Below are 25,028 nucleotides of genomic sequence, written 5' to 3'. Positions count from 1 at the left end.
GCATGGCCGAAGCCTACATAGTCGAAGCGGTACGCACCCCGGTGGGGCGGCGCGGGGGAGGGCTCTCGGCGGTCCATCCCGCAGACCTCGGCGCCCATGTGCTGAGGGCGCTGATCGAGCGCTCGGGCATCGACCCGGCCGCCGTCGAGGACGTGGTCTTCGGCTGTCTGGACACGGTGGGCCCGCAGGCCGGCGACATCGCCCGGACGGCCTGGCTGGCGGCCGGACTCCCCGAGGAGGTGCCCGGCGTCACCATCGACCGCCAGTGCGGCTCGTCCCAGCAGGCCGTCCACTTCGCGGCCCAGGGCGTCCTGTCCGGCACCCAGGACCTGGTGGTCGCGGGCGGCACCCAGAACATGTCGATGATCCCCATCGCCTTCGCCTCCCGGCAGGCCGCCGAGCCGCTCGGCCTCGCCGAAGGCCCCTACCTCGGCAGCGCGGGCTGGCGGGCCCGGTACGGCGACGCACCCGTGAACCAGTTCCACGGCGCCCAGCTCATCGCCGAGAAGTGGGGCATCTCGCGCCGGGACATGGAGGAGTTCGCGCTCGGCTCCCACCGGCGCGCGATCCGCGCCATCGACGCGGGCCGCTTCGAGCGCGAGACGGTCCCGTACGGCGAGGCCACGGTGGACGAGGGACCGCGCCGGGACACCACCCTGGAGAAGATGGCGGGCCTGGGGCCCGTCCTGCCCGGCGGCACCATCACCGCGGCCTGCTCCTCCCAGGTCTCCGACGGAGCCGCCGCCCTGCTCATCGCCTCCGGGCGTGCCGTCGCCGACCACGGACTGACCCCACGCGCCCGCATCCACCACCTCTCGGTACGCGGCGAGGACCCCATCCGGATGCTGTCCGCGCCCATCCCGGCGACCGCGTACGCCCTGAAGAAGACCGGCATGAAGATCGACGACATCGATCTGGTCGAGATCAACGAGGCCTTCGCGCCGGTGGTGCTCGCCTGGCTCAAGGAGACCGGCGCCGATCCGGCCCGGGTCAACGTCAACGGCGGCGCGATCGCGCTCGGCCACCCGCTCGGCGCGACCGGCGTCAAGCTGATGACGACACTGCTGCACGAGCTGGAGCGCACCGGCGGCCGCTACGGCCTCCAGACGATGTGCGAGGGCGGCGGCCAGGCCAACGTGACGATCATCGAGCGGCTGTAACCGGCGTCACGGCTGCCCCGCGCGGCGGCATGCTATCGTGGGGGCTGTTGCAGTTTTGGTACCCATATACTTTATGTGCGCCTGACGGGAATGCTCCTCAGGCGCATATTTGTTTTCCGGGTTTCTCCGGATGGGCTCAATGCGGCGACGAGGAATCCGTAAATCCGCGGATTTCCGGAACTGCCCCTGTCTTAGGAGAAATGACATGGCTACTGGCACCGTGAAGTGGTTCAACTCGGAAAAGGGCTTCGGCTTCATCGAGCAGGACGGCGGCGGCCCCGACGTCTTCGCCCACTACTCCAACATCGCCTCCTCCGGCTTCCGTGAGCTCCTTGAGGGCCAGAAGGTCTCCTTCGAGGTCACCCAGGGCCAGAAGGGCCTGCAGGCGGAGAACATTCTCCCCGCCTAATCGCCGACGAGGCGTATTTTGCAGCCGCGCACGCCGCGGTTCGCGAATTTCGCAGCCGGGGCCCGCACCCTCAGGTGCGGGTCCCGGCTTGTGCTGTCTTGTCCCAGGAAGGCAAAACCGTATGACGCGCATGACCAGCAAGCGCTCGGGCTCCGGTGCCGGCACCGGCTCCCGTTCCGGTTCCGGCTCCACCTCCGGTCCCCGCAGGGGCTCCGGCCGACCCTCCGCCAAGCCCGCCAAGGGCAGGACGATGGCGCCGCAGGGCGAATTCAAGCTGCCGGAGTCCCTCACCCCCGCGCTGCCCGCCGTCGAGGCCTTTGCCGACCTGGACATGCCCGCGGCGCTCCTCAAGACGCTCGACGCGCAGGGCGTGACCGAGCCGTTCCCGATCCAGGGCGCCACCCTGCCGAACTCGCTCGCGGGCCGCGACATCCTCGGCCGCGGCCGCACCGGCTCCGGCAAGACCCTCGCCTTCGGCCTCGCACTGCTCGCCCGCACCGCGGGCCGGCGGGCCGAGCCCAAGGCGCCGCTCGCGCTCGTCCTCGTACCCACCCGGGAACTCGCGCAGCAGGTCACCGACGCGCTCACGCCGTACGCGACGTCCGTGAATCTCCGCCTCACCACCGTCGTCGGCGGGCTCTCCATCACCAAGCAGGCGAACGCGCTGCGCCGCGGCGCCGAAGTGATGGTGGCCACCCCGGGCCGGCTCAAGGACCTCATAGAGAGGGGTGACTGCTCGCTGGAGAACGTGGGCATCACCGTCCTCGACGAGGCCGACCAGATGGCCGACATGGGCTTCATGCCGCAGGTCACCGCGCTGCTCAAGCAGGTCGAGCCGGACGGCCAGCGGATGCTGTTCTCGGCGACCCTGGACGCCAACATCGACCGCCTGGTCCGGATGTTCCTCACCGACCCGGTGGTGCACTCCGTCGACCCGTCGGCCGGCGCGGTCACCACGATGGAACACCACGTGCTGTACGTGCTCGACGAGACCGACAAGAAGGCCGTCACCACGCGCATCGCGGCCCGCGACGGCCGCGTCATCATGTTCCTGGACACCAAGCGCTCCGTGGACCGGCTGGTCAAGCGGCTGCTCGCGAGCGGGGTCCGCGCGGCCGGGCTGCACGGCGGACGTTCGCAGCCGCAGCGCAACCGGACCCTGGACCAGTTCAAGAACGGCCAGGTCACCGCGCTGGTGGCGACGAACGTCGCGGCGCGCGGCATCCACGTGGACGACCTGGACCTCGTGGTGAACGTCGACCCGCCGACGGACCACAAGGACTACCTCCACCGCGGCGGGCGCACCGCGCGGGCCGGGGAGTCCGGCAGCGTCGTCACGCTGGTGCTGCCCGACGAGAAGCGCGAGATGACCAAGCTCATGTCGTTCGCGGGGATCCGGCCGCGGACGGCCGAGGTCAAGTCGAGCTCCGAGGAGCTCGTGCGGGTCACGGGGGCGCGGGAGCCGTCCGGTGTGCCGGTGGTCATCGAGGTGCCGGTTCAGCCGGAGCCGAAGCGGGCGCCCTCCGGGGGGCGTGGCCGGGGCCGCCGCGGCGGCCAGGGCACGCGTGCCCAGAGCTCCGGCGCCGGCTCCGGCCAGGGTGCGCGTACGCAGAGCTCCGGGCAGGGCGCTCGTGCGCCGCGTGCGCAGGGCTCCGGCCAGGGCGGCCGTCCCCAGGGTTCTGGTCAGGGTGGCCGTCCCCAGGGCGGTCGCGGGCGCGGCCAGGGCGGCGGCGCGGGCCGGGGCTGATCTTCTAACGCCGGCGAGGCTTAACTTCTTCAGCCCGTCCGGCGATTGAGGACTGGGGGTCTGGGGGCAAAGCCCCCAGTTCGGGAAGGGGCGGGGTGGGGAACGACTCCTCACCCGGCCAGCGTCGCCAGCACCTCCGCCGCCTCCCTCATCACCCTCCCGAGCAGCTCCTCGCAGCTCGGGAGGTCCTCGATCACCCCGGCGACCTGGCCGGAGGCCATCACGCCGAGGTCCGTGCGACCCTCCACCATGGCCGCCCGCAGCAGCATCGGAGTGTTGGCGGCAAGCAGCACCTGACTCCATGTCAGATCCTTGCCGTGCTTCAACGCCAGGCCGTCCCGGACCAGTTGGGCCCAGGACAGCCCGGAGAGCTTCCGGAACCCCGCCGCCCGCCGCACCGCCCGCGACAGCGCCACCGCCCGCCCCGCCCCTTCGAGCGAGGCGACGAGTTCCGTACGGAGCATGCGGTGCGGCAACCCGTCCACGGCCGTCGTGACGGTGATGTCCCTGACCGTCGCCGCCAGATACGCGGCCTTCACTGCATCGGGCACGGTCGAGTCCGAGGTGAGCAGGAAGCGGGTGCCCATCGCGATGCCCGCCGCCCCGTAGGCGAGCGCGGCCACCAGGCCCCGCCCGTCATGGAAGCCGCCCGCCGCGACGACGGGGATGTCCACCGCGTCCACAACCTGCGGGAGCAGCACGGTAGTTGCCACCTCCCCGGTGTGGCCGCCGCCCTCGCCGCCCTGCACGATCACCGCGTCCGCGCCCCACGCCGCGACCTTCTCGGCGTGCCGTCTGGCGCCGATGGACGGGATGACGACGACGCCCGCGTCCTTCAGTTCGGCGATGAGCCCGCGGGAGGGGGCGAGCGCGAAGGACGCCACCTTCACGCCCTCGGTGACGATGATGCGCACCCGCTCCCGCGCGTCCCCGGCGTCCGCCCGCAGGTTCACCCCGAACGGCGCGTCCGTACGGGACCTGACCTCCCGGACCGCCTGCTTCAGCTGCGCCGTCGTCATGGTCGCCGAGCCGAGGATGCCGAGCGCGCCCGCGTTCGCGGCGGCCGAGACCAGGCGCGGGCCCGCCACCCAGCCCATGCCGGTCTGCACGACCGGATGCCGGACGCCGACGAGTTCGGTGAGCGCGGTCTCGATGCGGTCAGGAGCGGGCGCCGTCATGGCCCCACCTCGCGGTCGCGCAGGTTCTCCGGGTCGATCACGTCGCGGATGAGGTGGAGTTCCTCGGGTGTGGGGGCGCGGGTGTACGGGATCTCGTCGGCCGTCGCGAGCTCGAACGCGGTCGCCTCCCGCACCTGCTCCACCGTCACCCCGGGATGCAGCGAGGCAAGCCGCATCGCGTGGTCCGGTGTCGCGAAGTCGAAGACGCCCAGATCGGTGACGACCCGCGGGATGCGGTGGAAGCGGGTCGCGGAGGGGCCCGCGGCGGCCGCGCTGTCGTAGCCGACCCCACTGATCATGTCGACCTTCGGCACGAAGACCCGGGTCGAGTGCCTGGGCACCCAGTAACTCACCGGATTGTTCAGGGTGTTGACCGGGGCGCCGCGCACCCCGAGGAGCTGGCGGGCGGGCCGGGACCAGTCGCCGATGCAGGAGATGTTCTGGTTGCCGAAGCGGTCGATCTGGCCGGCGCCCATCATGACGTGCCGCCGGCCGCCGGTGACCATGGCGAGGTGCTGGCGGTACGGCAGCCAGCCCTCCGGCTCGCCGTCGGGGCCGACCAGCAGCGCCTCGCCGTCGGTGAGCAGCAGATCGGGGGAGAAGGTGCGCCGGGCCAGGCGGGCCCCGACCGAGGGGATCAGGCCCATCGGGCTGGCGAGCACCTCCCCGTTGTCGCGCCAGGCCTCGGCGCAGGCGATCACGCAGTACTCGGCGCGGGTCACGGCCGTCACCTCCGTACTCACACCCGTCCTCACTTCCGCTCCTCGTGCCAGGCCTGCACGGCCGACTGGTAGGACTTCTCGTCGGGCCCGGACAGGAAGCGTTCGGCGAACTCGGGCCAGGGCGTGGTCGCGTATAGCTTCTGGAAGGGCTCGTCGCGGCCGTAGTCGGGGGCGCAGGAGGTGAAGTGGGCGCCGTTCGGGGTCTCCACGACTCCGGTGACGGCGTACCGCTTGACCAGGAGGGTCTGCGGCACGGCGTCCCGGAAGCCGTCCACGACGCGCTCGCAGGAGGCGTACGCGCTGTCGGCGGCCGCGCAGAACAGGTCGTCGAAGTACGGGTCGGGGCCCAGGTACTGGCCGTTGCCGAGCCGGTCGGCCCGGTTGAGGTGGACCAGGGCCGCGTCCATCCGCAGGGCGGGCATCGCGACGAAGCGCTCGCCGTCCTCGTACGGTGAAGTGACCGTGCGCAGCTGCGGGTTGACCCGCATCACGTCGGAGCCGAGGCCCGCGCGGACCGGCAGGAACGGCAGCCGGTTGGCGGCCGCGTGCAGCCCCCACATGAACATCGCCTCGTCCACCTCCATCAGCTCGAAGGCGCCGGTCTGGCGGGCCGTGCGGAAGTGCGGCTCCAGGGGGATCGAGTCGAGCGTGGCGAAGGGGGCGACGAGCTTGCGGATCCGTCCGGCGGCCGCGAGCAGGCCGACATCGGGGCCGCCGTAGGAGATCACGGTGAGGTCGGTGACCGGGGAGCGGAGCAGCGCCCGCACCAGCGCCATGGGTTTGCGGCGCGAGCCCCAGCCGCCGATGCCGATGGTCATGCCGCTGCGCAGCCGCGCGACGACGTCCTCGGGCGTCATGGTCTTGTCCGTCACCGGTCAGCCTCCTCGGTGCCTGACGCTGCGAACGTGTCGCGGACGCGGTCGGCGACGCCGCTGAGATTGGCTTCGAAGGTGAAGCCCTGCTCGAAGCGGTAGCTGCGGCGTACGTCGACGGGGTCGATGCCGTTGATGGCGGCCTTGGCGAGCCGGATGAGGGTGCCGTCCTTGCGGGCGATCTCACGCGCCAACTCCAGCGCGGCGGCGGCTAGTTCGGCCCGTGGGACGACTTTCCACACCGAGCCGTGGGTGTGCAGCTCCTGGGCCGTCGCGGTGCGCGAGGTGTAGTAGAGCGCGCGCATGAGGTGCTGCGGGACGAGCCGGGCGAGGTGGGTGGCGGCGCCGAGCGCGCCGCGGTCCAGCTCGGGCAGGCCGAACACGGCGTCGTCGCTCGCCACGATGGCGTCCGCGTTGCCCACCAGGCCGATGCCGCCGCCCAGGCAGAACCCGCCCACCGCCGCGACGACCGGCACCTCGCACTCGTACACCGCGGCGAAGGCCTCGTAGCAGCCCCGGTTCGCGCCGATGAGGGCGGTGTGGCCGCGGTCGCGCTGCAACTCCTTGATGTCGACCCCGGCGTTGAAGCCGCGGCCCGCCGCGGCCAGCACGACGCAGCGGACCTCAGGGTCGCGGCCGGCCACGCGCACCGCGTCGGCGAGCTCGTACCAGCCCCGTACGGGAAGGGCGTTGACGGGCGGGAAGTCGACCGTGACGACGTGAATGCCCTTCTCGGGGCTTGCGGTGGAGACACCCATGGGCGGATCAGCTACCTTTCCACCAAACGTTTGTTAGGTGAGGAAGGTAGCAGCGGATGGAGCTGGCCGGGAAGGCAGTCGTCGTCACCGGTGGCACCCGGGGCGTGGGCGCGGGGATCGCGAGGGCGTTTCTCGACGCGGGCGCGGACGTGATCGTGTGCGCCCGCAGACCGCCCGGCGCGGCCGTCGAATCCGGCGGCCGCCGGGCCGAGTTCCGCCCGCTCGACCTGCGCGAGCCGGACGCCGTACGGGACTTCTTCGCGGCGGTCGCGGCCGACCGCGGGCGGCTGGACGTGCTGGTGAACAACGCGGGCGGCACGCCGTACCGGCTGCTGGGTGAGGGCGAGGCGGAGCACCATGTGAGGGTCATCGCGCTGAACCTCACCGCCCCGCTGAAGGCATCTCTTGCCGCCCGGCCGTATCTTCAAGCCTCCCGCGGCTCGATCGTGATGATCGGCAGCGTGAGCGGGGCGCGGCCCTCGCCGGGCACTGCCGCGTACGGCGCCGCGAAGGCGGGCCTGGAGAACCTGGCCCGTTCGATGGCGGTGGAATGGGCGCCCGAAGTCCGCGTCAACACCCTGGTCCTCGGGATGGTCCGCACCGAACTGAGCGCGCTGCACTACGGGGACGCGGAGGGTGTCGCCGAGGTGGCCAGGACCGTGCCGCTGGGCCGGCTCGCCGAGCCGGCGGAGGTCGGCGCGGCCGCGGTCTTCCTCTCCTCCGCGCGGGCGTCCTACATCAGCGGCGCGTCCCTCCTGGTCCACGGCGGCGGCGAACGCCCCGCCTTCCTGGACGCGGCCAATGTCAACAAGCCTGAAGGGGACGGAAGATGAGCGGATTGTGCGAGGGCCGGGTCGTCATCGTGACCGGCGCGGGACGGGGGCTCGGCCGTGCGCACGCGCTGGCGTTCGCCGAGCAGGGGGCCAGGGTCGTGGTCAACGACCTGGGTGTCGGACTCGACGGGGCGGGCGGGTCCGGCGGGCCCGCGCAGTCGGTGGTGGACGAGATCCGCGCGGCGGGCGGCGCGGCGGTGGCGCACGGCGGCGACATCGCCACCACCGAGGGCGCGGCCTCGCTCGTCACGACGGCGGTCGAGACGTTCGGCGCGCTGCACACGCTGGTCAACAACGCGGGGTTCCTGCGCGACCGGATGCTGGTCAATCTGGAGGAGGACGACTGGGACGCGGTGATGCGGGTCCACCTGAAGGGCCACTTCCTGCCGCTGAAGCACGCCGCCGCGTACTGGCGCGCCGAGGCGAAGGCGGGCCGCGAGGCCGCGGCGCGGGTGGTCAACACCAGTTCCGGAGCTGGCTTGTTGGGCTCGGTGGGCCAGGGCAACTACAGCGCCGCGAAGGCCGGGATCGTGGGTCTCACCCTGGTCGCGGCGGCCGAGATGGGCCGCTACGGAGTCCAGGTCAACGCCATCGCCCCGGCCGCCCGCACCCGGATGACCGAGCGGACCTTCGCGGACACCATGGCGGCGCCGGGTGCGGCGGGGGCCTTCGACGCGATGGCCCCCGAGAACGTCTCACCGCTCGTGGTGTGGCTGGGCTCGGCCGCGAGCGCGGGCGTGACCGGCCGGGTCTTCGAGGCGGAGGCGGGCCGCATCACCGTGATGGAGGGCTGGCGCCCGGGCCCGACCAGCGACAAGGGGGCGCGCTGGACCCCGCGGGAGGCGGGGGATACGGCACTGAAACTTCTGGCCGAAGCGGAGCCGCCGGGGGCGGTGTACGGCTCGCAGCACAGCCGCGGATGATCTTAGGTTGCGTACGGCTTAAGATGCGGCGGCGCTTGCGTTACGCGGTCGGCCCGCTTGGTTAACAGGTAGAAAAATCAACGGAGTTGGCGTTGACGGCCCCCGCTCTACGCGCGTCATCATGGTGCACATGACAATCCCCCCACGCATCGCAGCCCTCGGCGGCGCCTTCGCCGTAGCCGCCGCCCTCCTCGCCGGACCGGTCGCCACAACCGCGTCGGCCGCCCCCGTGGCCACCGCCGCCTCCGTATCCGTGCAGTCCGTCGGCAGCGTCTGCTACTCGGCGCTGCCCTCCCAGGCGCACGACACCCTCGACCTCATCGACCAGGGCGGCCCGTTCCCGTACCGCCAGGACGGCGTCGTCTTCACCAACCGCGAGCAGGTGCTGCCGAGCCAGAGCAGCGGCTACTACCACGAGTACACCGTGATCACGCCGGGTGCGCCGACGCGCGGCGCCCGCCGGATCGTGACGGGTGAGCAGTCCCAGGAGGACTACTACACCTCCGACCACTACGCCACGTTCAGCCTCGTCGACTTCGGCTGCTGAGCCGGCAGCCGCAGCAACTCGGGCCCGCTCCGTCCCCTCCCAGGGGTGGGGCGGGCCTTCGTTGTTCGTGCAGCGCCGCGCTCGGACGGGCCTCGGCCGCGTGACGCCCCCTCACTGGGGCGCTTCCGCCCTCGCGCGGGTCTCCTCCTGTGCCGTCTGCCGGAGGCGGCGGTTGACCGCGTCGATCGCCGCGCACGAGCGCTCGCCGTCCTCGACGCGCTGCCGGTAGTCGGACCAGTCCGCGTCGGTCCAGCGGTCGAGGGCGGCCGGGAACGACGTGTCGTCGGTGGTCACGCGGTCACCGCCGGTACCCCGTACGCGCCCGCGCAGGTCCCGCAGGCGTGCAGGTTCGCCGAGCCGCGCAGTATCGGCACCGGGAAGCGCTCGTTGGCCCAGGCCGAGCACCAGCAGCATGACCGACCGTCCTTCTGCGCCGCGCTCAGCGTCTCGGCACGGACAGTCGGCGCGTCGACGAGCCCGCGCCGGGTGGGGGATGTACTGCGCGGCTTGGTCATGACGTGGTGTCCTCGGGTTCTTGCGCCCGGCGCTGGAGAAACCGGACGAGGCCCTGCTCGGCCCGTTTGAGAAGGCTGCGTGAAGGCGCACCGAAGGCGTTCCAGGTCTGTTCATCCGGGGCGCGGCGCGGGGCGCTCTCGTCCGGCATTCTGCGAGGGAGGGGGCTGGTCATCCGGACTCCTACGGGCGGCAGATGGGAGCCGCCCAGGGCGCTGGGGGAGCCGGGTTCAGTCGGCTCCCCCGGGCGGCTGTCGCCAGTCAACGGCCCAGCCGGGAGGCAAGGAGACCCCAAGTCGGGTGACTCCAACTTGAGGTCGGGGAACAGCCGGAGGTCATACCCTGGAGTGCACTTCTGCGAGGGGTTTTTGATGGAACGTCAAGTACCGGACATTCGCGAGATTGTCGCCGGGATGCTCGGTGACCAGCGGCTCCTTGCTGCCTGTGCTGCACGGGATGCCGGTGCTCTGTTTCGGTTGCTGAACCACCGAGGCGTGGGCACTCGGCGCATCGCGGCGGCCGTAGATGTCACGCAGGGACGTCTCTACGACTACATGAATGGCAAGAGCCGAGTGGAGAAGCTCGCGATCTTCGAGCAGATCGCAGACGCCTTCCACATCCCCGGTCATCTGCTGGGTCTCAGTCGCCGTCCCTGGGAGCCAGAGAGGGCCGAGTCGCGCAGCGCCGTCCCTGAGAGCGTCTCGCTCCGTGATCCGTTGGCGGTGGACGCCGCCGCTTGCGCACGCTTCACCCGCCTCATCGCGATGGAACGCGGACGAGACAGTGGTCGAGCAGCTTGACTCCGATGTCGCCCGTCTCGCCCGCCAGTTCGTCAGCCACCCGCTCTCGGAATTGTTCGCCGAGATCCGAGGGCTTCGAGATGAGACGTTCGAGCTGCTGAGGGGGCGCCAATTCCCCCGGCAGACCACGGACCTATACATCATGGCGGGACGGTTGTGTGGGCTCTCGGCCCATGTTTGCCTGGACGTCGGAGACTATGCGTCGGCGAAGACGCACGCCCGTACGGTGTGGGCTTGCGCGGAAGCGGCCGAGAACAATGAACTACGGGCATGGGTGCGGTCCGTCGAATCTCTCATTGCTTTCTGGAACGGGAGGCCCAGGCAGGCCGCTCAACTCGCCAAGGCCGGCCAGGAGTTTTCGAGCCCGGGGAGCATCGGGGTCCGGCTGGCGAGCCTGGAGGCGCGCGCGCTCGCGGTATCCGGTGATGCGGCGGGGGCCGCAAGCGCGTTGGAGACGGCCGACCGCGCCCGTGAACGGGCAGGTGGCGGCGACGAAGATCCGGGCATCTTCAACTTCCCCATGGCTAAGCAGTACGCGTACGCGGGAACAACCCACCTGGCGATAGGAGGGCGCTCCAGCGTCCTGACGGCGATCGACTGTGCACAAGCGGCTGTCGACCTCTACCGCCGAGCAGCCGATGACGATCAGTCGACCGGTGACCTGTTCGCCGCCCACCTCGACATCGCGCGTGGCCACATGCTGAACGGCGACCTCGACGGCACCGAGTCCCTTGTGGGCTTCGTGCTCGACAGTCCGCCGGGCAAGCTCTCGGCCAGCATCCTGACGCGATTGGACGCCCTCGGTCGCGAGTTGGGAGCCCCGCAGTACCGTGGTGCCGTGCAGGTCACGCGCCTGCGCGAGCGCATCAAGTACGCCGCTACCCCCGCAGCCCCGCCCACCGCTGACCTTCCGGAGCCGCCGACGTGAGCGACCTGTCCGCCGAGCACGACGCAGCCGTGACCGACCGCGCCATCCTGACCACGAGCGCGTACAGCACCGACCGTGACCTTTCGGCCCGCCAGTCGCTATACCAGTTTCAGACGCCGCGCTACGACCTCCCGGGGCTCGTCGCCGAGCAGCTTCGCGAGGTGCACGGGACGGTTGCCGACATCGGGTGCGGGAACGGCAAGTTCCTGTGCCGCCTGCGGCAGGATCGCCCCGATCTCCGCCTTCTCGGGCTCGACGTCTCGCCGGGCATCCTCGCTGGAGTGCCCGGCCCCGTAGCGGCGGCGGACGCCGCGCGGCTCCCGCTGCGGTCCGCAAGCCTTGATGCCGCGCTGGCGCTCCACATGCTGTACCACGTCGAACACATCCCGGCGGCGGTCAGCGAACTCGCCCGCGTGGTGACCGAGAACGGGATCGTGATCGCGTCCACGAACAGCGAGCGCGACAAGGCTGAGCTGGACCGGCTGTGGGAGCGTGCCGCCGGCGATGTACTCGGCATTGAGAAAGGCCCGTCGAGGATCTCGCTCAGCGCTCGGTTCTCGCTGGAGGAGGCGCCCCAACTGCTCGGTGAAGAGTTCGCCAGGATCGAGACCATCGAGCTGCCGGGGACCATCAATGTCCGCGAACCCGGTCCGGTAATCGCGCACATGGCTTCTTACCGGGCGTGGGCGGGCCATCATGAGGTGCCGTTCGACGAGACGATTCAACGAGCGCGGGGCATCCTCGCCGACCACATCGACCAGCACGGCACGTTCGAGATCACGTGTCTGGGCGGCCTGTTGATCTGCTCCCGCTGAAGGCGCCCGGCCTTGCGTACGGCCCGCGTGGCGGAGGCAGACCAGCACCCCTTCCGGGGCGGGGCGGGACGGGGCGGGCCCCGCCGTAGCTCCCCGGGCTCATTCCTCGCCGAACCGGCGTCCCAGCGCGCTGGTCGCCGTCGAGTTGTGCACCGTGAACGCCACCGTCCCCGGCAGATAGCGGTCCTGCGACCACTCGACCGGGGTGCCCGCCGGGTCGGTGGAACGCCGCCGCTCGCGCAGCAGCGCCTGTCCGGACGGGCAGCCGAGCAGCTCCGCGTCGTCCGGGTCCGCGTGCACCACGTCGATGGTGTGCTGGGCATCGGTGAACAGGACGCCGTGCAGCTCCAGTTGGTCGGTGTGCGACACCGCGTCGGGCGCAAGTGCGGCCACCAGCTCGCCGATCCGCTCCGGATAGGTCGTCCGCTCCACCATCACCGGCGCGCCCGACAGCGTGCGCACCCGGAGCACCCTGAACACCCGTGTCCCGGTGGGCAGTTGGAGATGGAGGGCCTCCTCCTCGTCCGCCGCCGCCGGGTCTGCGGCGACGGTCCGGCCGCCCGGCTCCTCACCCAGCGAGCGCGCCCAGCGGGCGAACGAGCTCAGCTCCGCGAAACTCTGCAACCGGGCCGACCCGCCGAGCACCACCCGGCGGGCGCCGCGCCGCGAGGTCACCAGACCGTCGACGCGCAGCGCGGCCAGCGCCTGGCGGACCGTGCCCCGGGACACGCCGTAGCGCCGGGCGAGTTCGTCCTCGGCGGGCAGCCGCGCCCCCGAACCGTACTCACCGGCCGCTATCGCGGTCCGCAGATCCGCGGCCACCTTCCGGTAGAGCGGCGACTTGCTGGACACCCCGACCCCCTCAACTGCCGATCAGTGAGCGGAGCAAGGTGAGGTCCGCCTCCTCCAGACTAGTCAGGACCGTCCGGCCGGGGGCGGGCGCTATGGGTTCCACCGACGGCACCGCGAGCACCGCGCAGCCCGCGGCCTCCGCCGAGGCGACCCCCGTCGCGGTGTCCTCGACCGCCACGCAGCACGCCGGGTCCGCGCCGAGCGCCGCGGCCGCCGCGAGGTAGGGATCGGGGGCGGGCTTGGTGCGTTCGGTGTCCTCGGCCCCGTACACCGCGTCGAAGCGATGGCCGTCCAGCGAGGTCGCCACCCCGCGCACGACGGCGCTCGGCGACGCCGACACCAGCGCGGTGAGCACCCCTGACTCCCGCAGCGAGCGCAGCAGCCGGAGCGCCCCGGGCCGGGGCTCGGCGCCGTCGGCGACGCGCGCCGTGAAGTCCGCGCCCAGTTCGGCGGCCAACTGCTCCCGCTGGGCGCCCAGTTGCTCGTACAGCAGCTCGGCGGTGTCCTCGACGGAGCGCCCGTACACCGCCCGGCGGCGCTCGCCGGCCAGCTCGTGGCCGTAGCGGGCCGCGACCTGCTCGACGACCTCGACCCAGGCCTCCTCGGTGTCGACGAGGGTGCCGTCCATGTCGAACAGGACCGCTCGCAGCCCGCTCACGCGTCCTCACCCGCCGCGAGCACGGGACGCGGCTGCGGCCGTACGGTGACGCTCTTGCCCGCGCCGAAGGAACCGGCGGCGTGCGACGGCAGGTCGGCCTTGACCTCGGTGCCGTCGGCGAGGCGGACGCTGAGCCGGGTACTCGCGCCGTGGAAGGAACTGCCGGTCACCGTGTCCGGTCCGCCGTCCGTCACCTCCAGGGCCTCCGGGCGCAGCAGGAACACCGAGCCCGTCGCGGGGCCGTCCACCGGGAGGCGCACGCCGAGCACGTCGGCGCGGCCGTCGTCGGTGACCTTGCCCGGCACGCGGTTCATCGTGCCGATGAAGGACGCCACGAACGCGGTCGCCGGACGGTCGTACAACTCGGCGGGGGCCGCGCACTGTTCGAGCCGCCCGCCCCGCATCACCGCGACCCGGTCGGCCATCGAGAGGGCCTCCTCCTGGTCGTGGGTGACGAAGACGGTGGTGATGCCGAGTTCGAGCTGGAGGCGCCGGATCTCCTCGCGCAGCTGGACGCGGACCTTGGCGTCCAGGGCCGAGAGCGGTTCGTCCAGGAGCAGCAGCCTTGGTTGGAGGGCGAGCGCGCGGGCGAGCGCCACGCGCTGCTGCTGGCCGCCGGACAGCTGGTGCGGGAAGCGGCCGCCGTGCTCGGGAAGCCCGACGAGCTCCATCAACTCGGCGGCCCGCGCGCGCCGTTGGGGGGCCGGGACCTTGCGCATCTTCATGCCGAAGGCCACGTTGTCGGCGGCGCTCAGATGCGGGAAGAGGCTGTACGACTGGAAGACCATCCCGGTGTCGCGCCGGTTGGCCGGCACCGGCACGATGTCCTCGCCGTCGAGCAGCACCTCGCCCGCGTCGGGGCGCTCGAAGCCCGCGAGGACCCGCAGTGCGGTGGTCTTGCCGCAGCCGGACGGGCCGAGCAGCGCCAGGAGTTCACCCGGCGCGACATCGAGGTCGAGCCCGTCGAGGGCCACGGCGGACCCGAAGGTGCGGCGCAGCCCCCGGATCGTGAGGGCGGTGCCGGTGCGCGGCGGTGCGGTGGTCATCAAACGGCTTCCTTCTTGCGAGACGTACGGGTGCCGCGCGGGCGGGCGAGGGCGGTCACCACGAGGAGCAGCCCCCAGGTGAGCAGCAGGCTGAGCAGCGAAACCGCCACCGACAGCTGGGCGTTGGAGCCGGAGGCCTGCACGATCCACACCGCGAACGGCTGGAATCCGAGCAGCGAGGCCACGGTGAACTCGCCGAGCACCAGCGCGAGCGCCAGGAACGAGGCGTTGAGGAGCGCGGTGCGCAGATTGGGCAGGACGACGGCGAACAGCGCGCGCGGCCAGGACGCGCCCAGGTCGCGGGCGGCCTCGACGAGCGTGCGCACATCGACGGCCCGCAGCCCCGCGTCCAGCGAGCGGTACACGAAGGGCAGCGCCATCACGACGTACTCGAAGACCAGGACCAGCGGGAAGCTCGGGTTCTGGACCGCGGCGAACGTCGCGTACAGCGGGGTCGCGGCGAGGTGGTCCGGGCCCCATTTGAGGACCGTCCCCAATCCGGCCACCAGCGCCACCGGCGGCACCACCAGCGGCAGCGTGCACACCACTTCGAGCACCGCCCGCAGCCGCCCCGAACCCGAGAGCCGCACCGCGAGCGCGGCCGGCAGGGTCAGCAGCAGCGCGAGCGCGACCGTGCACAGGCCGAGCCCCAGCGACCGCAGCAGCGCTGCGGTGAAGCCGTCGGCGGCGAAGATCTGGGTGTACGAGGAGAGCGTGAAGCCCGTCCCGGGGACGTCCACCGTGAAGACGAGGGAGGCGAGCAGCGGGACCAGGAAGTAGGTGCCCGCGACGAGCAGGACCGCGCCGCGCCACGGGCGCAGGGGATGTGTCAGGCGAGCCATCGGGCGCTCCTTCGCTGAAGGGGCAGATGGACGGCCATCACCAGGAGGGCGACGATCACCATGTCGAGGCTGAGCGCGAGCGCCACGTTCTCCTGGCCGACCAGCACGTTGCCGGACAGCGCGTCCGCGATCTGCAGGGTGACCAGCGGCACCGAACTGCCCACCATGGAGGCGGCCGTGGCGTACGCGGCGAACGCGCTGCCGAACAGCAGGACGAAGCCGCCGAGCAGGGTGGGCAGCAGCACCGGGATGCCGACGTGGCGCCAGTACTGCCAGGCGCTGGCCCCGTTGTTGCGGGCCGCCTCGCGCCACTGCGGGCGGAGCCCGTCGAGCGCCGGTGCCACGGTGAGCACCATCAGCGGAACGAGGAAGTACAGATAGGTCAGGGCCAGTCCCCAGAAGCTGTAGAGGCTCCAGCCGTGCTCGGCCAGACCGAGCTTGGTGGTGAGGACGCCCGCGTTGCCGAGGGTGGCGACGAAGGCGAAGGCGAGCGGGACGCCGCCGAAGTTGGCGAGCACCCCGGAGGCGGTGAGCACGGCCTCGCGCAGCGCCTTGCCACGCGAGGTGACGACGGCCTGCGCGAGCAGCAGCCCGAGCACGGCGGCGATGGCGGCGGTGGTGGCCGCGAGCTTCACGCTGCCGAGCAGGGCGGTCCAGTACGCGCCCTGGAGGGACTGGCTCAGATTGCCGAGCCCGTACGAGCCGTCGACGGACAGCGCCCCGTTCAGCATGGCGAACGCGGGCAGGCCGAAGGCGAGTGCGACGAAGGCGAGCAGCGGGAGGGCGGCGAGCCAGGCGCCGGGGTGCCTGCGGGCCCGGCGCTGCTCCGTGCGCACAACTGCCGTGGTGGCGGCGGGGGTTGAAGTGGTGGCGACAGTCATGAGGTGATCAGCCCGAGATCGCCTTGGCCCAGCCGTCGGCGAGGACCTTCTTCGCCTGGGTGTTCTGCGCCTCGGTGGGGAAGGTGGGGGTGCCGGTGACCTGGGGGAGCTTGGCGGCCGCGGCCTTGTCGAGCGTGCCGTCCTTGTCCATGGCGGCCATGAGCGCCGGGCGGGCGTACCCCTTCAGCCACAGGTTCTGGCCCTCGGCGGAGTACAGGTACTCCTGCCACAGCCGGGCGGCCGCCGGGTGCGGGGCGTCCTTGTTGATGGCCTGCGAGTAGTACTGGGCGTAGACGCCGTCGGAGGGGACGACGGTCTTCCAGTCCAGGCCCTTGGCCTTGAACTCGTCGGCGTAGCCCGCGTTCAGGTAGTCCCAGTCGATGGAGATCGGCGTCTCGCCCTTCTCGACGGTGGCCGGGGTCGACTCGACCGGGTTGTAGTTGCCGGCCTTCTTCAGCTTGGCGAAGAAGTCCAGGCCGGGCTGGATGTTGTCGAGCGAGCCGCCGTTGGCGAGCGCTGCCGCGTACACCCCGGCGAAGGCCGAACCGGACTTGGTGGGGTTGCCGTTGAGCGCGACCTTGCCCTTGTACTCGGGCTTCAGGAGGTCCGCGAAGGTGGCCGGGCACACCTTGACGCGCTGGGCGTCGCAGCCGATGGAGACGTAGCCGCCGTAGTCGTTGAACCAGCGGCCCTGCGCGTCCTTCTGCTTCGCGGGGATCTTGTCGAACGCCTCGACCTGGTACGGGGCCGTCAGGCCCTGCTGGCCGGCGGACTGCGCGAAGGAGGCGCCGAGGTCGAGCACATCGGGGGCGCGGTCCTGGCCCTTGCGGGTCTTCACGGCGTTGATCTCGTCGGCGCTGGTCCCGTCCGGGTTCTCGACGGACACCTTGACGCCGTACTTCTTCTGGAAGCCGTCGATGACCGCGCCGTAGTTCGCCCAGTCGCGCGGGATGGCGATCGCGTTCAGCGTGCCTTCCTTCTTCGCGGCGGCGGCCAGGGCGTCCAGGCCGCCCGCGTCCTTCGCCGAGGCGGCGGTCGCGGGGCTCTTGCCGCCCTTGCCGGCGTCGGCCGCGCCGGTCGAGGCGCCGGGCTTGGCGCCGCAGGCGGCGAGGGTGAGCGCGGAGGCGGCCAGGGTCACGGCGAGGCCTGCGGTGCGTATGCGTGGGGCGATCACGGGAGCTCCAAGTTGTACGGACAACTGTTGTACAGACAACTCCATTACGGGGGTGGTGGATGACCCGGCGGTTAACGCCGGGCGACGGGCGCGATGCCGTTGGCGTACGGATCCGGTCAGCTGATTTCAGCCACGCGGGGCGGGGTGCCCGGCGCGGGTCGTGTGCTCGGAGCGGGGCGGGCCGCTCAGGAGGCGGGGTCGCTCGGGTGGCGGTCGCCGCCGCCGCGGCGCAGCAGTCCGTATGCCCAGCGTTCGTTCAGGCCCGCGAGAAAGCCGATCGTGCCCCAGAAGAAGAACGCCTTGATCAGGGCCTCGTGGGCGTCCAGGGACAGCGGGCCCACGCCGCACAGGCCCGCCGGGGTGGCGGGCGGCGCGAAGATGGTGAGGACACCGCCGTTGATGAGCAGGAACAGCGAGGTGGCCAGGAACCAGCCGACCACCACCCGGTACCAGCCCTCCTGCCGCATGATCTGGGCCAGCTGGCGGGGATCGGCGGGTATGTTCTGCACCCCGCCGCGGCCCGGCGCCCGCTGCATCAGCTGGTAGGCGTTGCGCAGCCGGACGATCACGCTGAACACCGCGCCGAGCGCCCCGCCCGCGAAGCACACCAGCGCGTGCATCAGACTCAGCTGCTCCGGGCAGGCCAGTTTGCTGTGGAACAGCGCGGGCACCGCCTCGCCCACGGCGAAGACCAGGACCAGCACGACCGGGCTGAGCACCATGCCGAAGGCGAGCCCGGTGTTGAGCCCGCGGCCGCTGGCCAGCGCCGCGTCGGCGTCCAGCCGCCGGGCCGCCGCGTCCGCCTCGTCCTTGAGGCGCTCGGCGCCCGCGGCGCGCGTCTCGGCGTGCTCGACCGCGGCCATCCGCACACCGCCCCGCACCGCCTGCTCCAGGGCCCGGCACACGTCGTCGCGGGTGCGCCGCTCGAAGGCCCGCTGGGCCGCCGCGTACAGCTGCTCGATCCGGTCGAGCTGCTGCGGCTGCCACCGCCACAGGCGCTGCAGTTCGGACGCGTTCTCGGCGAGGCCGAGCGCGTCGGACAGCGTTCTCGGCTCGGGCGCCGGTGCCCCGGTGAACCACTCCCTGACCCGCCGTGCCCGGACCGTCCGCTGCGCACTCATGCGTCCCACCACCCCATCGCTCCCCGGGGCAGTTCCCTCGTCACAAGCCCCCTGCCAGGAAGCCTAGTTGGCGTTCGGCGGGCTCCTCCCCACGAGGGCCCCCGATCAGGTGTCGCACTCCAGCACCGTGCGGCACAGACCGCAGCGGGCCCGGACCCGGCCGCGCACCGGCACCCTGATCCGCTGGCGGCAGGTAGGGCAGGCGAAGCAGACCCGCAGGCCGTTCGGTCCCGGCTCGAAGGAGTAGGGGGAGCCGGCCCGGTCCCAGGTGCCGCCGTGCTCCCGCGCATACCTGCGGTCCTGGGCGTAGCGCCGCCGCCCCGCCCAGCCGGCCGCGACGAGCGGGGGCCGCTGCCCATCGCCGCGCGAGCGGGCCGCGCCCGCCGTGTACGCGGGATACGCCTGCGGGCTGGTGAACCACGGCGAGGGGTCCTCGCCGAACAGCTCGGCCCGCTTGGCGAGCACGTACCCGAACTCCTCCGGGGTCAGATAGCCCAGCTTCTGGCTGGAGACCCCGTCCTCGCGGAACGCGTCGAGCAGCAGCCAGCCCGCGCCGAGATACGTGGTCGCGGTGTCGGTGAGGATCTCGTTGTCGCGGGTGCCGGGGAACGCCAGGTCCAGGCGGTGCAGGAGCACATGGGTGATCTCGTGCGCGAGCGCCGCCCCGATGTCCCTGCGATGGCGGCGGAACCGGTCGTTCAGCTCGATGAAGTACTCCGGCCCCGCGGCCAGTTCGACGCTCGCCGCGTGCTCCATCTCGCGGAAGCTGACGATCATCCGGGCCTCCGGCAGCCGCAGGTGCTGGACCAGCGCCCGGGCCACCCGCTGGGCCCCCAGATACAGGTCGTCGTGGTCGGCGAAGGCCACGTCGGCGGGGAGCACGCTGGTCGCGTACCCCTGGAGCCCGTCGTAGGACAGCCGCCGGTGCAGCGCGGTGATCGCCGCGCGCACCGTGTCGAGGTGCGGATAGCCGTGCACGACCGGACTGCCGGCGCCCACGCTGCCACCCCCGTTCCGAACCGCGGACCGGATCCCACTGTACGGGCGCCGGGCCCGGCGGGGGACCGGCCGGGGCGACCGTCGCACCGGCGGCGAGCACCCTGGAGGGGGTGTCCGGCCGGGCGCCCCGAATTTGCGGGCATCCGGCCCAACCTGCTCATATAGGGTCATGTCTCTCACAGTGGTCATCGCGGACGACCAGGAAATGGTCCGGACCGGCTTCCGCATGATCCTGGAGAGCAGGCCCGACATCGAGGTCCTGGACGACGTGGTCGACGGGCTCGCCGCCCTCGAAGCCGTCGAACGCCTCGACCCGGACGTACTGCTCCTCGACATCCGGATGCCCGGCCTCGACGGCCTCGAAGTCACCCGCCGCCTGGCCGGCCGCGACCGCCCCCGCATCGTCATCTGCACCACCTTCGACCTCGACGAATACGTCCACGCCGCGCTGCACGGCGGCGCCTGCGGCTTCCTCCTCAAGGACGCCAGCCCCGAAATGCTGGTCGAAGCGGTGCGCGCGGCGGCCGCCGGAGACGCCCTCGTCTCACCCGCGATCACCGTCCGGCTCCTCAAGGAACTCGCCTCGGCCCGCCCCGCCGACGGCGGGCGCCGCCCCTCCGAACCCCTCACCGAACGCGAACGCGACGTCGTGCGCTGCCTGGCCCGCGGCGCCACCAACGCCGAGATCGCCGGCGAGCTGTACGTGTCTCTGTCCACCGTGAAGACCCACCTCGCCAACGTCCAGGGCAAACTCGGCGCCCGCAACCGCGTCGAGATCGCCGCCTGGGCCTGGGAGAGCGGACTCGCCACGAGCGCCGCGTGAGGCGCCGGTGAGCCCCGTACGCAGCTGGTTCGGGCGCCATCCGCGCGCCGCGGCCACCGCCCCGCTGCTGCTCGCCGCCGTCCTCGTCACCCTCGTCACCTACGAAGGCGTCGCGCTGGCCCGCCAGCCCACCCGGCCGCACGCCATCGTGTGGAGCGCCGGGATCATGGTGTGCGTCTGCGCGGTGCCCTGGCCGAAGATCCCGCTCATCCCGCGCGCCTGGACCGCGGCCGCCATCAGCTGGACCGCGACCGGCCTGCTCTTCGCCGGGCGGCCCGAGATCGTCTGGGGGATGGGCGAGGCGATCGCCCTCCTGGTGCTGCTGTCCTCCGTGCTCCTGTACGCCCCGGCCCGCACCGCCGCCGTCCTCGGCCCGCTGCTCGGCCTCGGCTGCACGGCGGTGCCGGTACGCGACGCCAACCCCGGCCGTTTCACCCTGCTGTTCGCCGTGCTTGCCGTCGTGGTCAGCGCGTACTCGCTGCTGATGCGCGCCCAGTTGGGCCAGCGGGTCCGCGACCTCGAAGCCGTCCGCGCCGCGGAGCGCATCGAACTCGCCCGCGAACTCCACGACTTGGTCGCCCACCACGTCACCGGCATCGTCGTCCAGGCCCAGGCCGCCCGCTTCACCGCCGTCTCGGGCGAGCGCGCCGCCGCGTCCTTCGCCCGGATCGAGGAGGCCGGCGGCGAGGCCCTCGGCGCGATGCGGCGCCTGGTGCGGGTGCTGCGCGAGGGCGCCGCGGAGACCGAGCCGGTGGCCGGCATCGCCCAGGTCCGCGCGCTCACCGAACGCTTCTCACGCGCCGGGCCGCCCGCCGTGCTGTACGTGGCGGCCGGCCTGGAGGAGTGGCTGCCCGGCGACGTGGCGGCCGTCGCCCACCGGGTGGTGCGGGAGTCGCTGACCAACGTCCGCAAACACGCGGCGAACGCCACGGCGGTACGCATCGGCATCCGCGTCACCGGCGGCGGACTCGAAGTGCGCGTCGCGGACGACGGATCGAGCGCGGTGAAGCTCGCCGAGCAGGCCCGCGGCGGCCGCTTCGGCCTGGCCGGCCTGACCGAACGGGTCACCGCGATGGGCGGCGAACTCGCCGCGGGCCCCGCCCCCGAAGGCGGCTGGCAGGTCACCGCGGTCCTGCCGCTGGACGCCGAGTAGGCACCCACGGATCCAGCAGGCGCCCGCCCCCCTGCCGCTGGACGCGGAGCCCGCCGGACCCCTTTAGTCCAACACCTGTCCCTCCTTTGTCCATGGGCGCACCCGCGCACCTCGGCCCATCGTGGCGTGCACCCGAAGCCGTCACGAGGAGGAGCGAGCGTGAACGCCGAACTGCACGGGCCGAAGCGGAGGACGGTGGTCGCGGCCACCGCGCTCGCGGGAGCCGGAGCCGCCCTGGGCATCCCCTCGACGGCGCTCGCCGCCGCCCGCACGGCCGGGGAAGCCGTGGTGCGCTCCGCCGCACTCGACGTGCGCGTCGACACCGCATTCCCGCGCGTCGTCTCGTACACCGACCGCGCGAGCGGCGCCGTACTGCACGGCCAGGAGGACACCGTCACCGACGTCCTCATCGACGGCGCCCCGCGCACCCCCCGGGTGACGTCGCGCCCGGGCACCGACCGCATCGCCTACACCCTCGCCTTCGACGGCGGCACCGAGATCGGCATCGAGATCCGCGCCGACGGCCATCGCGTCGACTGGCGCGTCACCCGCATCGACGACACCGCGGCCCTGCGCGTCGGCACCCTCCAGATCCCGGGCCTCGCCCTGCTGTCGGTACGCAGCGACCAGAGCGGCGCCCAACTCCTCGCGGCCAGGCTCCAGTTGGACAAGTCCAAGAGCGGCGACACCCTGCTCACGCCCACCGCCACGACCACCCCGGACGCCGCGCCCACCGGCTGCGCGTACGCCGTCCTCGCCCACCACGCACTCGGCGGCGCCATCGAGACCAACACCGTCTACGACAAGCCAGACAGCAGCCCGGGGGCCACCTGGGAGAACGGCCGGCTGTGGCGCCAGACCCTCAAGAGGGACGGCTACGTCAAGGCGCAGCTGGCACCCGGACAGTGGACCCACCGCGCAGCGACCGCCGCCACCGGCGACACCGAGCCGCTCCCGTACGCCACCGTCATCATCACCGGCGACCGCAATGGCGACGGCGTGGTCGACTGGCAGGACGCCGCCATCGCGTTCCGCGACATCATGGTCACCCCGCTCGGCGCCGACGAACAGCACCTCAGGGTCGTCCCGCACATCCCCTTCAACTTCGCCTCGCAGGCCACCAACCCGTTCCTGGCCACCCTCGACAACGTGAAGCGGATCTCGCTCGCCACCGACGGGCTGCGCCAGTACACCCTGCTCAAGGGCTACCAGTCGGAGGGCCACGACTCCGCCCACCCCGACTACGCGGGCAACTACAACAAGCGGGCGGGCGGCCTCGCCGACCTCAACTCCCTGGTGCGCGAAGGCAAGAAGTGGAACAGCGACTTCGCCGTCCACGTCAACGCCACCGAGTCCTACCCGGTCGCCCACGCCTTCTCCGACACCCTCGTCGACAGGACTGACCCGCAGTGGGACTGGCTCGACCAGTCGTACCGCATCGACCAGCGCCGCGATCTCGTCTCCGGTGACATCGTCCGGCGCTTCGCCGATCTGCGCCGCGACGCCGACCCGGCCCTGAACGCCGTCTACATCGACGTGTTCCGCGAATCCGGCTGGACCTCCGACCGCCTCCAGCGCGCCCTGCGCGACCAGGGCTGGCTGGTGGCCTCCGAATGGGCCCACGGCCTGGAGCGCTCCTCGGTGTGGTCGCACTGGGCGAACGAGACGGACTACGGCCCCGACACCTCGCGCGGCATCAACTCCCAGCTGATCCGCTTCATCCGCCACCACCAGAAGGACGTCTTCGCCAACAAGTGGCCCACCCTGCTCGGCCACGTCCACATGGGCAACTTCGAGGGCTGGACCGGCAAGACCGACTGGAAGACGTTCTACGACCTGATCTGGACCGAGTCACTGCCCGCCAAGTACCTCCAGGCGTACCCCATCCAGCGGTGGACCGACCACGAAGTCACCTTCTCGGGCCCCACCCGCACCTCCGTCTCCGACGCCTCCGGCGCCCGCCGCATCACCACCGACACCCGGCTGGTGTACGACGGCGGGACCTACCTGCTGCCGTGGGAGCCCCGCAACGCCACCGACCCGGCGAAGCTCTACCACTACAACCCGGCGGGCGGCACCAGCAGTTGGCGGCTGCCGCGCGGCTGGTCGGGCCTGCGCAAGGTGGCCCTGTACCAGCTCACCGACCAGGGCCGGGTGCACGTCCGCGACCTTGCGGTCCGGGCCGGCCGGATCACCATCGACGGCGCGGCGGCGGGCCGGCCGTACGTGGTGTACAGGGACCGGGCCCCCGCCCAGGGCGACCCTGGCTGGGGCCAGTTCACCCCCGTCCACGACCCCGGGTTCAACTCCGGCTCCCTGAACGGCTGGCAGGTCACCGGCACCGCGAAGGTCGCCCTCAGCCCGCTCGGCGACTACGAACTCGTGCTGCCCGGCGCGGGCGCGGCGGCCGTCTCCCAGCGCCTGGCCCGGCTGGCCCCCGGCACCTATGTGGCCTGCGTCCAGGTCGAGGTCGGCACAAGCGCGGGGGAGCGGCGCCGGGCCGCCCTCGACATCCGCACCGCGGACGGGGTGACCGCCACCAACTGGACGGACACCTCCACCGCCGGCAACTACGTCGCCGCCGACCGCAAGCACGACACCCGCTTCCAGCGCATGTCCACCCCCTTCACCGTCCCGGCCGGCGGCGGCCCCGTCACCCTCACCCTGCGCGCCGACGCGGGCGCCGCCCGGGTCCGCTTCGACAACGTCCGCGTCGTCCCCGCCACCCCCACCACCAAACCGGGCACGCTCGCGTATGAGGACTTCCAGAACGTCCCCCAGGGCTGGGGCGTCTTCGTCAAGGGCGACGCGGGCGGCTCCACCGACCCGCGCACCCACATCGCCCAGCGGCACGCCCCGTTCACCCAGCGCGGCTGGAACGGCAAGGCCATCGACGACATCGTGGACGGCACGGAATCCCTGAAGTCGCGGGGCGAGAACGACGGCCTGGTCTACCGCACGGTCCCGCACACCGTCCGCTTCCAGCCGGGCCGCCGCTACCGCATCTCGTTCCGCTACGAGAACGAGAAGGCCGGCCAGTACGCCTGGATCACGGCGGTGGACGAGCCCGCCCCGCGCGAACTGACACGCTCCGCCCTCCCGGCCGCGACCGAACCCACCCTGTTCTCCTACGAGTTCACGGCGCCGGGGGCCGGGGAGGCCTGGGTCGGCTTGCGCAAGGTGGGGGCCGACGGGGCGGCGGAATTCACGCTGGACGCCTTCGAGGTGAGGGAGATATAGCCCCCAGAAGTTAAGCCCCTCATGGGGGTCCCCC

General features: G+C 72.2%; 26 protein-coding genes. 12 read left to right on the top strand and 14 right to left on the bottom strand.

The window, feature by feature from the left end:
- Positions 1-2 precede the first annotated feature (2 nt).
- From ACIBK6_RS07780 to ACIBK6_RS07770, 3 genes are all read left to right on the top strand, one after another.
- A complete protein-coding gene (locus ACIBK6_RS07780; RefSeq protein WP_399049701.1) occupies positions 3-1,160 on the top strand; it encodes an acetyl-CoA C-acetyltransferase in 1,158 nt (385 codons plus the stop codon).
- A gap of 205 nt (positions 1,161-1,365) precedes the next feature.
- A complete protein-coding gene (locus tag ACIBK6_RS07775; RefSeq protein WP_053727847.1) occupies positions 1,366-1,569 on the top strand; it encodes a cold-shock protein in 204 nt (67 codons plus the stop codon).
- 121 nt (positions 1,570-1,690) lie between these two features.
- Positions 1,691-3,316, top strand: a complete 1,626-nt coding sequence (locus ACIBK6_RS07770) for a DEAD/DEAH box helicase (RefSeq protein WP_399049699.1) — start codon at positions 1,691-1,693, stop codon at positions 3,314-3,316.
- Positions 3,317-3,426: 110 nt separating this feature from the next.
- Here ACIBK6_RS07770 and ACIBK6_RS07765 read toward each other — a convergent pair whose 3' ends face one another.
- From ACIBK6_RS07765 to ACIBK6_RS07750, 4 genes are read right to left on the bottom strand one after another with little or no spacing between them, the layout of a single operon-like run.
- Positions 3,427-4,470, bottom strand: a complete 1,044-nt coding sequence (locus ACIBK6_RS07765) for an NAD(P)H-dependent flavin oxidoreductase (RefSeq protein ID WP_399050168.1) — start codon at positions 4,468-4,470, stop codon at positions 3,427-3,429.
- A gap of 20 nt (positions 4,471-4,490) precedes the next feature.
- Positions 4,491-5,225 carry a CoA-transferase subunit beta gene (locus tag ACIBK6_RS07760; RefSeq protein WP_399050166.1) on the bottom strand — a complete coding sequence of 245 codons (735 nt, stop codon included), beginning with the start codon at positions 5,223-5,225 and terminating at the stop codon, positions 4,491-4,493.
- Between the two features lie 20 nt (positions 5,226-5,245).
- Entirely contained in the window at positions 5,246-6,088 is an 843-nt protein-coding gene (locus tag ACIBK6_RS07755) for a CoA transferase subunit A (RefSeq protein WP_399049698.1), read from the bottom strand.
- Complete coding sequence (locus ACIBK6_RS07750) at positions 6,085-6,846, bottom strand: enoyl-CoA hydratase family protein (protein ID WP_399049697.1); 762 nt, start codon at positions 6,844-6,846, stop codon at positions 6,085-6,087. The genes ACIBK6_RS07755 and ACIBK6_RS07750 overlap by 4 nt, the downstream gene beginning before the upstream one ends.
- A gap of 56 nt (positions 6,847-6,902) precedes the next feature.
- Between ACIBK6_RS07750 and ACIBK6_RS07745 the strand changes: the two genes are divergently transcribed.
- The 3 genes from ACIBK6_RS07745 (at position 6,903) to ACIBK6_RS07735 (ending at position 9,149) form a co-directional block, all read left to right on the top strand.
- Positions 6,903-7,679: an SDR family oxidoreductase gene (locus tag ACIBK6_RS07745; RefSeq protein ID WP_399049695.1), complete on the top strand. Its 777-nt coding sequence runs from the start codon at positions 6,903-6,905 to the stop codon at positions 7,677-7,679.
- On the top strand, positions 7,676-8,602 hold the full coding sequence (locus ACIBK6_RS07740; RefSeq protein WP_399049693.1) for an SDR family oxidoreductase: 927 nt from the start codon (positions 7,676-7,678) through the stop codon (positions 8,600-8,602). The genes ACIBK6_RS07745 and ACIBK6_RS07740 overlap by 4 nt, the downstream gene beginning before the upstream one ends.
- A gap of 130 nt (positions 8,603-8,732) precedes the next feature.
- Positions 8,733-9,149 (top strand): ribonuclease domain-containing protein, encoded by a 417-nt coding sequence (locus ACIBK6_RS07735; RefSeq protein ID WP_399049692.1) that lies wholly within the window; start codon positions 8,733-8,735, stop codon positions 9,147-9,149.
- Positions 9,150-9,260: 111 nt separating this feature from the next.
- On the opposite strand, the gene ACIBK6_RS07730 is transcribed toward ACIBK6_RS07735, so the two are convergent.
- The gene (locus ACIBK6_RS07730; protein ID WP_399049691.1) at positions 9,261-9,443 is read right to left on the bottom strand and encodes a hypothetical protein; all 183 of its coding nucleotides are present in this window, start codon (positions 9,441-9,443) and stop codon (positions 9,261-9,263) included.
- Positions 9,440-9,664: a hypothetical protein gene (locus ACIBK6_RS07725; RefSeq protein WP_399049689.1), complete on the bottom strand. Its 225-nt coding sequence runs from the start codon at positions 9,662-9,664 to the stop codon at positions 9,440-9,442. The genes ACIBK6_RS07730 and ACIBK6_RS07725 overlap by 4 nt, the downstream gene beginning before the upstream one ends.
- Before the next feature lie 369 nt (positions 9,665-10,033).
- Between ACIBK6_RS07725 and ACIBK6_RS07720 the strand changes: the two genes are divergently transcribed.
- The 3 genes from ACIBK6_RS07720 to ACIBK6_RS07710 are packed head-to-tail and all read left to right on the top strand — an operon-like array spanning position 10,034 to position 12,205.
- Positions 10,034-10,462: a hypothetical protein gene (locus ACIBK6_RS07720; protein ID WP_399049688.1), complete on the top strand. Its 429-nt coding sequence runs from the start codon at positions 10,034-10,036 to the stop codon at positions 10,460-10,462.
- On the top strand, positions 10,446-11,390 hold the full coding sequence (locus ACIBK6_RS07715; RefSeq protein ID WP_399049686.1) for an XRE family transcriptional regulator: 945 nt from the start codon (positions 10,446-10,448) through the stop codon (positions 11,388-11,390). The genes ACIBK6_RS07720 and ACIBK6_RS07715 overlap by 17 nt, the downstream gene beginning before the upstream one ends.
- On the top strand, positions 11,387-12,205 hold the full coding sequence (locus ACIBK6_RS07710; RefSeq protein ID WP_399049684.1) for a class I SAM-dependent methyltransferase: 819 nt from the start codon (positions 11,387-11,389) through the stop codon (positions 12,203-12,205). The genes ACIBK6_RS07715 and ACIBK6_RS07710 overlap by 4 nt, the downstream gene beginning before the upstream one ends.
- 99 nt (positions 12,206-12,304) lie before the next feature.
- Here the strand turns inward: ACIBK6_RS07710 and ACIBK6_RS07705 are convergent, their stop codons facing one another.
- From ACIBK6_RS07705 to ACIBK6_RS07670, 8 genes are all read right to left on the bottom strand, one after another.
- Entirely contained in the window at positions 12,305-13,057 is a 753-nt protein-coding gene (locus ACIBK6_RS07705; protein WP_399049682.1) for a GntR family transcriptional regulator, read from the bottom strand.
- Positions 13,058-13,067: 10 nt separating this feature from the next.
- Positions 13,068-13,715, bottom strand: coding sequence for an HAD family hydrolase (locus ACIBK6_RS07700; RefSeq protein ID WP_399049680.1), 648 nt, complete (start codon positions 13,713-13,715; stop codon positions 13,068-13,070).
- Positions 13,712-14,761 (bottom strand): ABC transporter ATP-binding protein, encoded by a 1,050-nt coding sequence (locus ACIBK6_RS07695; RefSeq protein ID WP_399049678.1) that lies wholly within the window; start codon positions 14,759-14,761, stop codon positions 13,712-13,714. The genes ACIBK6_RS07700 and ACIBK6_RS07695 overlap by 4 nt, the downstream gene beginning before the upstream one ends.
- Positions 14,761-15,603, bottom strand: coding sequence for an ABC transporter permease (locus ACIBK6_RS07690; RefSeq protein WP_399049676.1), 843 nt, complete (start codon positions 15,601-15,603; stop codon positions 14,761-14,763). The genes ACIBK6_RS07695 and ACIBK6_RS07690 overlap by 1 nt, the downstream gene beginning before the upstream one ends.
- Complete coding sequence (locus tag ACIBK6_RS07685) at positions 15,591-16,484, bottom strand: ABC transporter permease (protein ID WP_399049674.1); 894 nt, start codon at positions 16,482-16,484, stop codon at positions 15,591-15,593. Before ACIBK6_RS07685 ends, ACIBK6_RS07690 begins: the two co-directional genes overlap by 13 nt.
- Before the next feature lie 7 nt (positions 16,485-16,491).
- Complete coding sequence (locus ACIBK6_RS07680; RefSeq protein ID WP_399049672.1) at positions 16,492-17,703, bottom strand: ABC transporter substrate-binding protein; 1,212 nt, start codon at positions 17,701-17,703, stop codon at positions 16,492-16,494.
- Positions 17,704-17,843: 140 nt separating this feature from the next.
- Entirely contained in the window at positions 17,844-18,779 is a 936-nt protein-coding gene (locus ACIBK6_RS07675; protein ID WP_399049671.1) for a hypothetical protein, read from the bottom strand.
- A 105-nt stretch (positions 18,780-18,884) separates the two neighbouring features.
- A complete protein-coding gene (locus tag ACIBK6_RS07670) occupies positions 18,885-19,778 on the bottom strand; it encodes a hypothetical protein (RefSeq protein WP_399049669.1) in 894 nt (297 codons plus the stop codon).
- A 169-nt stretch (positions 19,779-19,947) separates the two neighbouring features.
- Between ACIBK6_RS07670 and ACIBK6_RS07665 the strand changes: the two genes are divergently transcribed.
- From ACIBK6_RS07665 to ACIBK6_RS07655, 3 genes are all read left to right on the top strand, one after another.
- Positions 19,948-20,601 carry a response regulator gene (locus tag ACIBK6_RS07665; RefSeq protein ID WP_399049667.1) on the top strand — a complete coding sequence of 218 codons (654 nt, stop codon included), beginning with the start codon at positions 19,948-19,950 and terminating at the stop codon, positions 20,599-20,601.
- A gap of 7 nt (positions 20,602-20,608) precedes the next feature.
- On the top strand, positions 20,609-21,754 hold the full coding sequence (locus ACIBK6_RS07660) for a sensor histidine kinase (protein ID WP_399049665.1): 1,146 nt from the start codon (positions 20,609-20,611) through the stop codon (positions 21,752-21,754).
- Between the two features lie 159 nt (positions 21,755-21,913).
- Positions 21,914-24,994: an endo-alpha-N-acetylgalactosaminidase family protein gene (locus ACIBK6_RS07655; RefSeq protein ID WP_399049663.1), complete on the top strand. Its 3,081-nt coding sequence runs from the start codon at positions 21,914-21,916 to the stop codon at positions 24,992-24,994.
- The last annotated feature ends 34 nt before the right edge of the window (positions 24,995-25,028 follow it).

Source organism: Streptomyces sp. NPDC050485, from assembly GCF_044458185.1.
Taxonomy (GTDB): domain Bacteria; phylum Actinomycetota; class Actinomycetes; order Streptomycetales; family Streptomycetaceae; genus Streptomyces.
The sequence above is the reverse complement of the archived record's forward strand: the minus strand, read 5'-3'. Positions and strand labels throughout refer to the sequence as shown.

Bases quoted from the DNA above. Each gene is read 5' to 3' on its own strand.
- ACIBK6_RS07780 (WP_399049701.1), top strand. From the start codon at position 3: ATGGCCGAAGCCTACATAGTCGAAGCGGTACGCACCCCGGTGGGGCGG.
- ACIBK6_RS07775 (WP_053727847.1), top strand. From the start codon at position 1,366: ATGGCTACTGGCACCGTGAAGTGGTTCAACTCGGAAAAGGGCTTCGGC.
- ACIBK6_RS07770 (WP_399049699.1), top strand. From the start codon at position 1,691: ATGACGCGCATGACCAGCAAGCGCTCGGGCTCCGGTGCCGGCACCGGC.
- ACIBK6_RS07750 (WP_399049697.1), bottom strand. From the start codon at position 6,846: ATGGGTGTCTCCACCGCAAGCCCCGAGAAGGGCATTCACGTCGTCACG.
- ACIBK6_RS07745 (WP_399049695.1), top strand. From the start codon at position 6,903: ATGGAGCTGGCCGGGAAGGCAGTCGTCGTCACCGGTGGCACCCGGGGC.
- ACIBK6_RS07740 (WP_399049693.1), top strand. From the start codon at position 7,676: ATGAGCGGATTGTGCGAGGGCCGGGTCGTCATCGTGACCGGCGCGGGA.
- ACIBK6_RS07735 (WP_399049692.1), top strand. From the start codon at position 8,733: ATGACAATCCCCCCACGCATCGCAGCCCTCGGCGGCGCCTTCGCCGTA.
- ACIBK6_RS07725 (WP_399049689.1), bottom strand. From the start codon at position 9,664: ATGACCAAGCCGCGCAGTACATCCCCCACCCGGCGCGGGCTCGTCGAC.
- ACIBK6_RS07720 (WP_399049688.1), top strand. From the start codon at position 10,034: ATGGAACGTCAAGTACCGGACATTCGCGAGATTGTCGCCGGGATGCTC.
- ACIBK6_RS07695 (WP_399049678.1), bottom strand. From the start codon at position 14,761: ATGACCACCGCACCGCCGCGCACCGGCACCGCCCTCACGATCCGGGGG.
- ACIBK6_RS07690 (WP_399049676.1), bottom strand. From the start codon at position 15,603: ATGGCTCGCCTGACACATCCCCTGCGCCCGTGGCGCGGCGCGGTCCTG.
- ACIBK6_RS07685 (WP_399049674.1), bottom strand. From the start codon at position 16,484: ATGACTGTCGCCACCACTTCAACCCCCGCCGCCACCACGGCAGTTGTG.
- ACIBK6_RS07680 (WP_399049672.1), bottom strand. From the start codon at position 17,703: ATGGAGTTGTCTGTACAACAGTTGTCCGTACAACTTGGAGCTCCCGTG.
- ACIBK6_RS07675 (WP_399049671.1), bottom strand. From the start codon at position 18,779: ATGAGTGCGCAGCGGACGGTCCGGGCACGGCGGGTCAGGGAGTGGTTC.
- ACIBK6_RS07665 (WP_399049667.1), top strand. From the start codon at position 19,948: ATGTCTCTCACAGTGGTCATCGCGGACGACCAGGAAATGGTCCGGACC.